Raw genomic sequence first — 12406 nt, 5'->3', positions numbered from 1 at the left:
GGTTCCTTTTTCTGGTGGAACTTCGCCGCCTCGATCCTGAGGCAAACGAAGTAGGTCGGCGCATGCCCGAGCAGCGCCAACTCACTACAAATCAACGACTTGAGTCAAGGATTCGCGCACTCTCGAGGCCCCTCCGCGGGGCGCTCGAATAACCGTCGGAGCTTACCACAGCCCACGCCCCAGCCCAAGGCAAAGGCCCTGGCGGGGACGACCTCCAGTCGCCTCGTTCAATGCAGGCGCTTGCGGCTCATCAGGGCGGCCATGCGCTCGGCGTCGGGACGCTCGACGACGCCACGCTCGGTCACGATGGCATCGATAAGGTCCGCCGGGGTCACGTCGAATACCGGATTGTAGGCATCGACCTCGGCCGCCACCCGTCGCCCGCCGATTTCCAGCAGTTCGCGACCGTCGCGCTCTTCGATCGGGATGTCCTCGCCGCTCTCCAGGTTCATGTCGATGGTCGAACTCGGCGCCACCACCATGAAGCGCACGCCGTGGTGCATGGCGTTGACCGCCAGCTGGTAGGTGCCGATCTTGTTGGCGACATCGCCATTGGCGGTGATGCGGTCGGCGCCGACGATGACCCAGGTGATGTTTTCGGTCTTCATCAGGTGCGCGGCGGCCGAATCCACGTTCAGGCTGACCGGGATGCCTTCGTTGGCCAGCTCCCAGGCGGTCAGTCGCGAGCCCTGGAGCCAGGGCCGGGTTTCGTCGGCGTAGATGCGATTGACCAGGCCTTCCAGGTGCGCGGCGCGGATCACCCCCAGCGCGGTGCCGAACCCGCCGGTCGCCAGGGCGCCGGTATTGCAGTGGGTGAGGATGTTCTGCGGGCTGCCCTGCTGCTTGCGGATCAGCTCCATGCCCAACTGGGCCATGGTCAGGTTGGCCTCGCGGTCGCTTTCATGGATGGAGATCGCCTCGGCTTCCAGCACCGCCAGCGGCTGGTCGCCCTCTTTCATTCGCTCCAGACGGTCGCGCATGCGGTTCAGCGCCCAGAACAGGTTGACCGCCGTGGGTCGGGAGTCGGCCAGCAGGCGGAAGTCCTCCTCCAGCGCGGCGCGCCAGTCGCCGCCCTGCGCCAGGCGCGCGCGGGCGCCAAGGACAATGCCGTAGGCGGCGCTGATGCCGATGGCCGGCGCGCCGCGCACGACCATATCGCGAATGGCCTTGGCCACCTCGGCCGCCGACTCGTGTTCGAGCCAGACCTCCTCCTGGGGCAGCAGGCGCTGATCCAGCAACCGCAGCGTACCGTCCCGCCACTCGATCGCCTTGACCCGCTCGGCCGCCAGCAGTCGCTCTCGCATGCACACACCTCTCGCTGAATCACGGAAAAGCTGCGGATTATAACGAGCCCCAGCCGCGGACGCTCGGGTATACTTCCGGCTTCCCGCTCTGCGCCCAGGATGCGCCGCCATGCCCAACGTCCGTAACCCCTTCGACCTCCTCCTGCTGCCGACCTGGATCGTCCCCGTGGAGCCCGCCGGGGTGGTGCTGCGCGACCACGCGCTGGGCATCCGCGACGGCCAGATCGCCCTGGTCGCGCCGCGCGAGCAGGCCATGCGCCATGGCGCCACGGAAATCCGCGAATTGCCGGGCATGCTGCTCGCCCCCGGTCTGGTCAACGCCCACGGCCATTCGGCGATGAGTCTGTTCCGCGGTCTCGCCGACGACCTGCCGCTGATGACCTGGCTGCAGGACCACATCTGGCCGGCCGAAGGCCAATGGGTCAGCGAGGATTTCATCCGCGACGGCACGGAGCTGGCCATCGCCGAACAGGTAAAGGGCGGCATCACCTGTTTCTCCGACATGTACTTCTATCCACAGGCTATCTGCGGCGTGGTCCATGACAGCGGGGTACGCGCCCAGGTGGCGATCCCGGTACTGGACTTCCCGATCCCCGGCGCCCGCGACAGCGCCGAGGCGATCCGCCAGGGCATGGCGCTGTTCGACGACCTCAAGCACCACCCGCGCATCCGCATCGCCTTCGGCCCGCACGCACCTTATACGGTGAGCGACGACAAGCTGGAGCAGATCCTGGTGCTCACCGAGGAACTCGACGCCAGCATCCAGATGCACGTCCACGAGACCGCCTTCGAGGTGGAGCAGGCCATGGAGCGCAACGGCGAGCGCCCGTTGGCCCGCCTGCACCGCCTCGGCCTGCTCGGCCCGCGCTTCCAGGCGGTGCACATGACCCAGGTGGACGACGACGACCTGGCGATGTTGGTGGAAACCAACAGCTCGGTGATCCACTGCCCGGAATCCAACCTCAAGCTGGCCAGCGGCTTCTGCCCGGTGGAAAAGCTCTGGCAGGCCGGGGTCAACGTGGCCATCGGCACCGACGGCGCGGCGAGCAACAACGATCTCGACCTGCTCGGCGAGACCCGCACCGCGGCGCTGCTGGCCAAGGCCGTGTACGGCCAGGCCACCGCCCTCGACGCCCACCGCGCGCTGCGCATGGCCACCCTGAACGGCGCCCGCGCGCTTGGCCTGGAGCGCCTGATCGGCTCCCTGGAAGCCGGCAAGGCCGCCGACCTGGTGGCCTTCGATCTGTCCGGCCTGGCCCAGCAACCGGTCTACGACCCGGTTTCGCAACTTATCTATGCCAGCGGCCGCGACTGCGTGCGGCACGTCTGGGTCGGCGGCAGGCAACTCCTCGACGACGGCCGCCTGCTCCGTCACGACGAACAGCGCCTGATCGCCAGGGCCCGCGAATGGGGGGCGAAGATCGCCGCCAGCGACAGGTCCTGAACCGCGGCGGGCCGGCCCGCTGCGACAAACTGACATAGGAAGGCGAACCGCCGCCGGCCCCATCCCTCCGCCAAAGCTGGCAACATGAAGGATTGGATTCCGCCGCCGCGGCCCTTCCCCCAAAGGCTTCACTCTTCAACGGGAACGATTATGAGCAACGTCGACCACGCCGAGATCGCCAAATTCGAGGCACTGGCCCATCGCTGGTGGGACCGCGAGAGCGAGTTCAAGCCGCTCCACGACATCAACCCGCTGCGCGTCAACTGGATCGACGAGCGCGCCGGCCTGGCCGGCAAGAAGGTGCTCGACATCGGTTGCGGCGGCGGCATCCTCAGCGAAGCCATGGCCCAGCGCGGCGCCAACGTCACCGGCATCGACATGGGCGAAGCGCCGCTCGCGGTGGCGCGCCTGCACCAACTGGAATCCGGCGTCGCCGTCGACTACCGGCAGATCACCGCCGAGCAGATGGCCGAGGAAATGCCCGGGCAGTTCGACGTGGTCACCTGCCTGGAGATGCTCGAACACGTGCCGGACCCGGCCTCGGTGATCCGCGCCTGCCACCGCCTGGTCAAGCCGGGCGGACAGGTTTTCCTCTCGACCATCAACCGCAATCCCAAGGCCTACCTGTTCGCGGTGATCGGCGCGGAATACATCCTCCAGTTGCTGCCGCGCGGGACCCACGATTTCCGCAAGTTCATCCGTCCGTCGGAACTCGGCGCCTGGTCGCGCGAGGCCGGTCTCGAGGTCAAGGACATCATCGGCCTGACCTACAACCCGCTGACCAAGCACTACAAGCTGGCCAACGACGTCGACGTCAACTACATGGTCCAGACCCAGCGGGAGGCGTGAAGCGCATGCGGCTCAAAGCGGTACTGTTCGACATGGATGGCACCCTGCTCGACACGGCGCCGGACTTCATCGCCATCACCCAGGCCATGCGTGCCGCCCACGGCCTGCCGCCGGTGGACGAGCAACAGGTGCGCGACGTGGTCTCCGGCGGCGCGCGCGCGATGGTTGCCGCGGCCTTCGGCCTGTCGCTGGACAGCCCGGAACTGGAACCCCTGCGCCAGGAGTTCCTCGACCGCTACCAGGAGCATTGCGCGGTTCTCAGCCGGCCCTACGACGGCATCCCCGAACTGCTTGCGGCGATCGAGAAAGCCGGGTTGATCTGGGGCGTGGTGACCAACAAGCCGGTGCGCTTCGCCGAACCGATCATGCAGCGCCTGGGCTACGCCGAGCGTTCCAGGGTGCTGGTCTGCCCGGACCACGTGACCCGCAGCAAGCCCGATCCCGAGCCGCTGCTACTGGCCTGTAGCCAGCTCGGCATCGATCCGTCGAGGGTGCTGTTCATCGGCGACGACCTGCGCGACATCGAATCCGGCCGCGACGCCGGAACCAAGACCGCGGCGGTGCGCTACGGCTACATCCACCCCGAAGACAACCCCGCGCACTGGGGCGCCGACGTGATCGTCGACCACCCGCGCGAACTCATCGACGTTCTCGACCGCGCGCTCTGCGACTGCTGATCCGCAGCGCCGCCGACAGACAACGACCCGCCGCCAGGCGGGTCATGCATTCAAAGGATTCGACATGTTCCAGTACTCCGCCCGCCCCGACCTGCTGAAAGACCGCGTGATCCTGGTCACCGGCGCCGGCCGCGGCATCGGCGCCGCCGCCGCCAAGACCTTCGCCGCCCACGGCGCCACCGTGCTGCTGCTGGGCAAGACCGAGGAGTACCTGAACGAGGTCTACGACGCCATCGAGGCCGCCGGCCATCCGCAGGCCGCCGTGATCCCGTTCAACCTGGAGACCGCCCAGCCGCACCAGTTCGAGGAACTGGCGGCAACCCTGGAGAACGAGTTCGGCCGCATCGACGGCCTGCTGCACAACGCTTCGATCCTCGGTCCGCGCTCGCCGATGCAGCAGATTTCCGGGGAGAACTTCATGCGCGTGATGCAGGTGAACGTCAATGCCATGTTCATGCTGACCACCGCCATGCTGCCGCTGATGAAGCTCTCCAGCGACGCCTCGATCATCTTCACCTCGAGCAGCGTGGGCCGGAAGGGCCGCGCCTACTGGGGCGCCTATTCGGTATCGAAGTTCGCCACCGAGGGCCTGATGCAGACCCTTGCCGACGAACTCGACGGTACCAGCGCGATCCGCGCCAACAGCGTCAACCCCGGCGCCACCCGCACCAGCATGCGCGCCCTCGCTTACCCTGGGGAAAACCCGCTGAACAACCCCACCGGCGAGGAGATCATGCCGGTCTACCTGTACCTCATGGGGCCGGACAGCGCCGGCGTCAACGGCCAGGCCTTCGACGCCCAGTGATTCCCCGGCAGCCTCGCCGCCCGGCGAGGCTGCCCTGTCCTTCCCTTCCCTCTTCCCGTCCGGAACTTCCCATTCTTTTTTGCATATTTTTCCCACTGAGTGGGAAAGTGGTTTCATTTTCCGGGAAATCGCCTTCACCCTGTGGGTCAAGGAGTTCCCATGTCGAAGCATTCCCCCACCGATCGCCTGCTGCAGATCCTCATTGCCCTCGGCCAGGCGCCCGAAGCCCTGTCTGCCAAGGAGCTGTCGCTGACCCTGGAGCAGCCGCTGAGCAGCACCTACCGGCACCTGAAGACCCTGTTGCGCTGGGGCCTGGCCGAAGAACAGGCCGGCCAGGGCCGCTACCTGCCCGGCCCGGCCTGCCTGCAACTGGCGAAGAAATTCGATCGCGAGGCCTCGCTGATCGGTCTCGCCAAACCGGAACTCAAGCGCCTGGCCGACCTGAGCCAGGAGAGCGTGGCGCTGATGGTGGCCAGCAACCAGCAGGCGATCTGCCTGGAACTGTTCGACAGTCCGCAGCCGCTGCGCTGCTGCTACCAGAAAGGGCTGGCGCAGCCGCTGTTGCATGGCGCCTCGGCCAAAGCCCTGCTGGCGCACCTGGAGGACGGACGGCGCGAGGAGCTGTACCTCGCCCAGGAACTCTCCGCCGAGCGTATCGACAAGCTGGAGCAGGAACTCCGGCTGATCCGCGAACAGGGCTACGCCGTCAGCCAGGGCGAGATCGACGAAGGCGTCTGGGGCATCAGCGTACCGCTGCTGGACAGCCGCCAGCGCCTGCACGGCGCCCTCAGCCTGATGGCCCCCGCCTTGCGCGCCCAGTCGCGCAGCGAACGCTTGCGGCAATGGACCCTCGACGCCGCCGCGCGACTTTCCGCGCGGCTGGACTGACCAACAGGAGTTTCGATGTACCCCGCCCCCGACATGAGCCTCTGGCAAGGCCGGATCGATAGCCAGGAAGGCGCCGACGCGCGGCGCTGGCACCAATGGATGCGTCCCTACGCAGACGACGCCGAAGCGGCCAGCGTGCTGCTCGGTTTCGCCAGCGACGAAGGCGTGCGCCGCAACCAGGGTCGCCAGGGCGCGCGCCACGGACCGCCAGCCTTGCGTCGCGCGCTGGCCAACCTGGCCTGGCACGGCGAGCAAGCGATCTACGATGCCGGCGACATCGTCGCCGGCGACGATCTGGAAGCCGCCCAGGAATGCTACGCGCAACGCGTCGCCGACCTGCTCGCGCGCGGCCACCGGGTGGTCGGCCTGGGCGGCGGCCACGAAATCGCCTACGCCAGCTTCGCCGGCCTCGCCCGCCACTTGAGTCGGCATGAGCGCCTGCCGCGCATCGGTATCCTCAATTTCGACGCGCATTTCGACCTGCGCCACGCCGAACGGGCCAGCTCCGGCACGCCGTTCCGCCAGATCGCCGAACTCTGCCAGGCCAGCGACTGGCCGTTCGCTTACTGCTGCCTGGGCATCAGCCGCCTGAGCAACACCGCCGCCCTGTTCGACCAGGCCCAGCGCCTGGGTGTGCGCTACCTGCTGGACCGTCAGTTGCAGCCATGGAACCTGGAACGCAGCGAAGCCTTCCTCGACAGCTTCCTGCAATCCGTCGACCACCTCTACCTGACCGTTTGCCTCGACGTGCTCCCGGCCGCCCAGGCGCCCGGCGTCAGCGCGCCCTCGGCGCACGGCGTGGAGATGCCGGTGGTGGAGCACCTGGTCCGCCGCGCCAAGGCCAGCGGCAAGCTGCGCCTGGCCGACATCGCCGAACTCAACCCGCAACTCGATAGCGACCAGCGCACCGCCCGGATCGCCGCGCGCCTGGTCGACAGCCTGGTCAACTGATCGCCCTTTCGCCCACACAACAACAATAGAGCCACGCCATGCCGACATTGCACCTGGACGCCCTGTCCACCACCGCCCTCGCCCTGCTCCTGCTCGCCCTCGGCAGCCAATTGAAGAAGCGCAGCCGCTGGCTGACACGTCTGTGCGTACCGTCGCCGGTGATCGCCGGCTTCGGCTTCGCCTTCCTGGTCTGGCTGCTCAGGGATCGCGGCTGGCTCGACATCGGCCTCGACACCAGCCTGCAGACACCCCTGATGGTGGCGTTCTTCACCACCGTCGGCCTCGGTGGCAGCCTCGGCCTGCTGCGCAAGGGCGGCAAGACCCTGCTGGTCTACCTGTCGGCCTGCTGGGCGCTGGCGATACTGCAGAACCTGATCGGCGTCGGCAGCGCCGGACTGCTCGGCCTCGACCCGTTGCTCGGGATCATGGCCGGCGCGGTGTCGCTGGAAGGCGGCTTCGGCGCGGCGGCGGCCTTCGGCCCGGTTGCGGAAGGGCTCGGCGCCCAGGGCGCGACCACCGTGGCGCTGGCCTCGGCCACCTTCGGCATGGTCGCTGGCGGGCTGCTCGGCAGCCCGGTGGCGCGCTGGCTGATCGAACGCAACCGCCTGCCGGTGCAGGCGGAAAGCGACAATCGGCTGGAAGCCCTCAGCCAGCAGGAGCGACGCCAGCATGCGGCGGCCACGCTGGACGGCAATCTCCTGCTGCGCCTGCTGACCTGCGTGTTGCTGGTGATGGTGCTCGGCTTCTGGCTCGGCGACGCGCTCGAGGAACGCCTGGGCCTGGTGCTGCCCAGTTATGTCGGGGCGATGTTCATCGCCATCGTCCTGCGCAACCTCGACGACCGTCTCGGCTGGCTGCGCATTCCGGACCACGCCGTCGGCACCCTGGGCGACGTCTGCCTGGGCATCTTCCTGACCATGGCGATGATGAGCCTGAAGTTCTGGGAGCTGGAGAACCTCGGCCTGCCGCTGCTCGGCGTACTGTTCATCCAGGTCGCGGTGCTGTTGCTGCTGACGATCTTCGTGCTGTTCCGCCTGCTCGGCCGCAACTACGACGCCGCGGTGCTCTGCGCCGGCTTCCTCGGCCACGGCCTGGGCGCCACGCCCAACGCGGTGGCCAACATGGGCGCGGTCTGCGAGCACTATCGGGTGTTCTCGCACAAGGCCTTCATCATCGTGCCCCTGTGCGGCGCGGTACTGATCGATCTCGTCGCCATCCCGGCGATCACCTGGTTCATCAACGCCTTCAGTTGAACCATGGCGGCGCTCCGCTAGCGGAGCGCCAGCTTTCCGACGAGCGCCTCGGCCACTCGCCAGCAAAACGCCATTATTCCGTCGAAATCTCTCCGAAATTCCTACAGAATGTGGAAACCATTCCTAGGAAAACCTGTCTGTGCCTCTGATTTCTCCGTTCTTCAGTTGGCTGGCACGAAACTCGCCTTAGCCCTACTGTCGCCGTCTTTCGCGCCAGAGGTTCCGCGCATGGCTCCTCCCAAGCAGTCCAATACCATCGATTTCGACGCCGCCAAGCAGAAGCGCGGCCCCCAGCCCGGTGGCAACGCCAGCGGGCCGCGCGCCAGCAACCTGACGGAGTTGCGCCAGCAACTGACCCTACAGTTGCAGAGCAGCCTGGAGGCAGAGCGGATTCTCGGCCTGTTCTTCGAGGAAGTCCGCCAACTGATCCCGCTGGATGCCCTTGGCTACCGCCATCCGGGCTCCGACCTGCGCCTGGAGTTCGGCAGCAGCGCCAAGCATTCGGTGAGCTATCGCCTGAGCCATGACAGCGACTACCTCGGCGAACTGATCTTCCGTCGCCGCCAGCGCCTCGGCGAAGACGAACAACGGCAACTGGAGAGCCTGCTCGGCACCCTGCTGTTCCCGCTGCGCAACGCCCTGCTCTATCGCGCCGCGATCCAGACCGCCCTGCGCGACGCCCTGACCGGCACCGGCAACCGCATCGCCATGGACCAGGCGCTCGGCCGCGAACTGGAACTGGCCCGGCGCAACCTGCAACCGCTCTCGGTGCTGATGCTCGATATCGACCACTTCAAGCGGGTCAACGACCACTACGGTCACGCGGTCGGCGACGAAGCCCTCAAGGCCGTGGCGGAAACCATCAAGGACCACCTGCGCAATGTCGACATGGTGTTCCGCTTCGGCGGCGAGGAATTCCTCGTCCTGCTGTCCAGCACGCCGCTGCAGGCTGCCTGCATGGTCGGCGAACGCCTGCGCCAGGCTGTGGAGGAACTGGACTACCGGCACGCCGGCGAACCGCTGAAGCTGTCGATCAGCCTCGGTTGCGCCGACCTGCGGCCCGGCGAAGGCAGCGACGACCTGCTGCGACGGGTCGACGAGGCGCTCTACGAAGCCAAGCGCGACGGCCGCAACCGCCTGCGCTGCGCCTGAGGCTTGCCGGCTCGCACACCCCGAAGCGCGGAGCGGGCGCATCGGGCGACGGCAGTAGCAACGGCTCTCACCGGCGCAGTCACGGTTTCCGCCAAGGTCCTGCCTCTTATGGCTGCGCCGGCTCGTCCGGGCCGCCATAGGCCTGGCGCAAGCGGACGCGCTTCTCCAGCAGCCAGCCGCTGGTTTCCTTGCCGTCTCGAGCCACGTACATGACGTTCAGCCACTCGCCGCTCGGCTTGTAGACAGTGATGAAGTCGCCGGGAATCACGAAGACCCCGGTGACACAGTCGGCACGCGGCGCGCTGTGGAAATAGGCGCGCCCCTTGTCGATCACCTCGCCCTCCAGCGGCGGACGGAAGTTGTCCTCGGGGCCGGCCGTCGCCTCGCCAAGGCTTGCGCAGCTCTGCGCCGGCATCGCCGCATCCGCGGCCAGCCCGGCGACGCTCCATAGCATGCAGAGCGCGATAGCCAGGATCCTGTGCATTTCACCTCCTCCTTGTGTGCGGGCGACCATTAGACACCGATTCCCAGGCATGAAAAAGGCCCCCGAAGGGGCCTTTCCAGGGCGCTTTCCGCTCAGCGGCGGAAGCCCGGACGCATACCGTCGCCGGCCGGTTTCGGCCGCCGCTTGACCTGCGGCTTGCGGGCCGCCGGCTTGTCGCCCGGCGCGCTGGCCGGACGCTCGTCGCGCGGCTTGCTCGGGCGCGGCTTGCGGTTGCTCTCGCGGGGCCGCTCGGCAACCGGAGTGCCCTGCTCGCGCCCCTTGCGCTCGGCGCTCGGCTGCGGACCGCGCGCGGGACGCGAAGCCGGCGCGCGACGAGCGGCATTTTCGCCGTCCTCGCGCCGCGGCGCACGCTTGCGCCCGGCTTCCGGACGCTCGCTGCGCGCCAGCGGACGGGCCTGCTTGCGCTGCTGGCGTTCGGCCTTCTCGCGCGCCTTGGTGGTCATGCCCGGCAGGGCCACCGGCTTGAGGCCGACTTCCTCGCTGAGGATATCGATCTCGCGCTGGTCCATTTCGCGGTAGCGGCCCATGGTCAGCTCGGAGGTCAGGAACACCGGGCCGAAACGCACCCGCTTGAGGCGGCTGACCACCAACCCCTGGGATTCCCACAACCGGCGCACCTCGCGGTTGCGGCCCTCCATCACTACGCAGTGGTACCAGTGGTTGAAGCCTTCGCCGCCCGGCGCCTGCTGGATATCGCTGAACTTGGCCGGGCCGTCCTCGAGCATCACGCCGTTGAGCAGGCGCTCGATCATCTCTTCGGTGACCTCGCCGCGCACCCGTACCGCGTATTCACGGTCCATCTCATAGGAAGGATGCATCAGGCGGTTGGCCAGTTCGCCATCGGTGGTGAACAGCAGCAGGCCGGTGGTATTGATGTCCAGGCGACCGACATTGATCCAGCGACCGGTGCGCAGGCGCGGCAGGCGGTCGAAGATGGTCGGGCGGCCTTCCGGATCGTCGCGGGTGCAGACCTCGCCTTCCGGCTTGTTGTAGATCAGCACGCGACGGACACTCTCGGCGGCCTCTTCGCGACGGATCAGGTGGCCATCGACGGTGATAGCATCGTGGCTGTCGACCCGCTGGCCGAGGCTGGCCACGCTGCCATTGACGTTGACCCGGCCTTCGGCGATCCACACTTCTACGTCGCGCCGGGAACCGACGCCGAGACGGGCGAGGACTTTCTGCAATTTTTCCCCGACCGGTACGTGGGGATTCTCTGGGGTATCGTTCATCTGGGCACCTCCCGGTGTGGCTGGCAACGAATCGAAGGGCGCGCATCATACGCGCTTCGTCAGGACAAAGCACCGTCCCCGGGCGGAAACCCGGACAATCCCGCTAGACTAGGCCGGGTTCACCCACCCCGCCACCCGGAGGCCCCGGTGCACGATGTCCCTCCCTTCAGCGGCGCCAAGCTGGCGCTGTTCTATGGCGACCACCTGGTCGTCTACAAACGCGACGAAAAACCCGGCATTCCCTTCCCCGGCTACTGGGACTTTCCCGGCGGCGGCCGTGAGGGCCTGGAGACGCCTGCCGAATGCGCCCTGCGCGAACTCGAGGAAGAGTTCTCCATCCGCCTGGAAGAACCTCGTATCGAATGGCAGCGACAGTATCCGAGCACCAGCGGCAGCGCGCCCTTCGCCTACTTCCTGGTGGCGCGCCTGGAGGACCGCGAGTTCGAGGCCATCCGCTTCGGCGACGAAGGACAATACTGGCGATTGATGGAGGTGGACGCCTACCTCGCGCATGCCATGGCCGTACCCTACCTGCAGAGCCGGCTCGGCGACTATCTGCGGGAACGCCGGCGCATCGGCGAATAACGCCGATGACGTCAGCCGTTCCATGCCCCGGATAATCCGGACGGCATAAAAAAACCCGGCCGAAGCCGGGCATGCCCAGGCGGGCAGTCTCAGTGTCTGCGGTGCTCGGCGAAGCGCTCCAGGGCTTCGCGGCTGAGGCGCTCGACCTGGGCCCAGTCGCCGCGGTCGACCACGGCCTTGGGCAGCATCCAGGTGCCGCCGACGCACATCACGTTGGGTACCGCCAGGTAGTCGGCGAGATTGTTCAGGCTGACGCCTCCGGTGGGGCAGAAGCGGATATCGGGGAATGGTCCCGAGAACGCCTTCAGCGCCGCCGGGCCGCCGCTGACTTCGGCGGGAAACAGCTTGAAGCGGCGGTAGCCATGGCGGTAGGCGAGCATGATCTCGGAAGCGCTGGCCACGCCGGGCAACAGCGGGACTTCGCTGTCCAGGGCGAAGCGCAGCAACTCGTCGGTGCAACCCGGGGTGACCACGAAGCTCGCCCCGGCCTTTTCCGCAGCGGCGAAGGTCCGCGGGTCGAGCACGGTGCCGGCGCCGATGCGCAGGTGCGGGCGCTCCTCGCTGAGGCGCCGGATGGCGGTCAGCCCGTGTGCCGTGCGCAGGGTGATCTCCAGGGCGGTCAGGCCGCCGGCGGCGAGGGCATCGGCCATCGGCAGGATGTCCGCCTCGCGGTCGATGGTGATCACCGGGAGGATGCGCGCCTCCCGGCACAGCGTGTCGATGCGGGCGGTCTTCTGTTCAAGGTTGTGCATGGCTACAGC

Annotated in this window: 13 protein-coding genes; 9 read left to right on the top strand and 4 right to left on the bottom strand. The window is 67.6% G+C overall.

The features are described from left to right. Positions 1–227 precede the first annotated feature (227 nt). Entirely contained in the window at positions 228–1304 is a 1077-nt protein-coding gene (mtnA, locus tag HMPREF2716_RS23255; protein ID WP_003091449.1) for an S-methyl-5-thioribose-1-phosphate isomerase, read from the bottom strand. Between the two features lie 109 nt (positions 1305–1413). Here mtnA and HMPREF2716_RS23250 point away from each other — a divergent pair, with 109 nt between their 5' ends. From HMPREF2716_RS23250 to HMPREF2716_RS23215, 8 genes are all read left to right on the top strand, one after another. Next, positions 1414–2748 carry a TRZ/ATZ family hydrolase gene (locus HMPREF2716_RS23250; RefSeq protein WP_003091450.1) on the top strand — a complete coding sequence of 445 codons (1335 nt, stop codon included), beginning with the start codon at positions 1414–1416 and terminating at the stop codon, positions 2746–2748. 150 nt (positions 2749–2898) lie between these two features. After that, positions 2899–3597, top strand: a complete 699-nt coding sequence (ubiG, locus tag HMPREF2716_RS23245; RefSeq protein WP_003091451.1) for a bifunctional 2-polyprenyl-6-hydroxyphenol methylase/3-demethylubiquinol 3-O-methyltransferase UbiG — start codon at positions 2899–2901, stop codon at positions 3595–3597. Continuing rightward, entirely contained in the window at positions 3594–4274 is a 681-nt protein-coding gene (gene mupP / locus HMPREF2716_RS23240; protein WP_019371598.1) for an N-acetylmuramic acid 6-phosphate phosphatase MupP, read from the top strand. Before ubiG ends, mupP begins: the two co-directional genes overlap by 4 nt. 64 nt (positions 4275–4338) lie before the next feature. Next, positions 4339–5079, top strand: coding sequence for a YciK family oxidoreductase (locus tag HMPREF2716_RS23235; protein ID WP_003091453.1), 741 nt, complete (start codon positions 4339–4341; stop codon positions 5077–5079). Between the two features lie 159 nt (positions 5080–5238). Beyond that, the gene (locus HMPREF2716_RS23230) at positions 5239–5967 is read left to right on the top strand and encodes an IclR family transcriptional regulator (protein ID WP_003160714.1); all 729 of its coding nucleotides are present in this window, start codon (positions 5239–5241) and stop codon (positions 5965–5967) included. 15 nt (positions 5968–5982) lie between these two features. Further along, positions 5983–6918 carry a formimidoylglutamase gene (hutG, locus tag HMPREF2716_RS23225; protein WP_003105932.1) on the top strand — a complete coding sequence of 312 codons (936 nt, stop codon included), beginning with the start codon at positions 5983–5985 and terminating at the stop codon, positions 6916–6918. A 38-nt stretch (positions 6919–6956) separates the two neighbouring features. Then, positions 6957–8171: a sodium/glutamate symporter gene (gltS, locus tag HMPREF2716_RS23220; protein WP_023086034.1), complete on the top strand. Its 1215-nt coding sequence runs from the start codon at positions 6957–6959 to the stop codon at positions 8169–8171. A 228-nt stretch (positions 8172–8399) separates the two neighbouring features. After that, a complete protein-coding gene (locus HMPREF2716_RS23215) occupies positions 8400–9323 on the top strand; it encodes a GGDEF domain-containing protein (RefSeq protein WP_003105929.1) in 924 nt (307 codons plus the stop codon). 106 nt (positions 9324–9429) lie between these two features. On the opposite strand, the gene HMPREF2716_RS23210 is transcribed toward HMPREF2716_RS23215, so the two are convergent. Together HMPREF2716_RS23210 and rluB are read right to left on the bottom strand one after the other, a co-directional pair. Further along, entirely contained in the window at positions 9430–9807 is a 378-nt protein-coding gene (locus HMPREF2716_RS23210) for a hypothetical protein (protein WP_003116415.1), read from the bottom strand. A gap of 92 nt (positions 9808–9899) precedes the next feature. After that, positions 9900–11060 (bottom strand): 23S rRNA pseudouridine(2605) synthase RluB, encoded by a 1161-nt coding sequence (rluB, locus tag HMPREF2716_RS23205; RefSeq protein ID WP_003113439.1) that lies wholly within the window; start codon positions 11058–11060, stop codon positions 9900–9902. Between the two features lie 147 nt (positions 11061–11207). Between rluB and HMPREF2716_RS23200 the strand changes: the two genes are divergently transcribed. Then, positions 11208–11645 (top strand): NUDIX hydrolase, encoded by a 438-nt coding sequence (locus HMPREF2716_RS23200; protein WP_003107683.1) that lies wholly within the window; start codon positions 11208–11210, stop codon positions 11643–11645. A gap of 89 nt (positions 11646–11734) precedes the next feature. Here HMPREF2716_RS23200 and HMPREF2716_RS23195 read toward each other — a convergent pair whose 3' ends face one another. Further along, complete coding sequence (locus HMPREF2716_RS23195) at positions 11735–12397, bottom strand: bifunctional 4-hydroxy-2-oxoglutarate aldolase/2-dehydro-3-deoxy-phosphogluconate aldolase (RefSeq protein WP_003113440.1); 663 nt, start codon at positions 12395–12397, stop codon at positions 11735–11737. Positions 12398–12406 lie beyond the last annotated feature (9 nt).

The organism is Pseudomonas sp. HMSC076A11 (assembly GCF_001810205.1).
In the GTDB taxonomy this organism is placed as follows: Bacteria; Pseudomonadota; Gammaproteobacteria; order Pseudomonadales; family Pseudomonadaceae; genus Pseudomonas; species Pseudomonas aeruginosa.
This window is presented reverse-complemented; position numbering and strand designations above follow the sequence as displayed.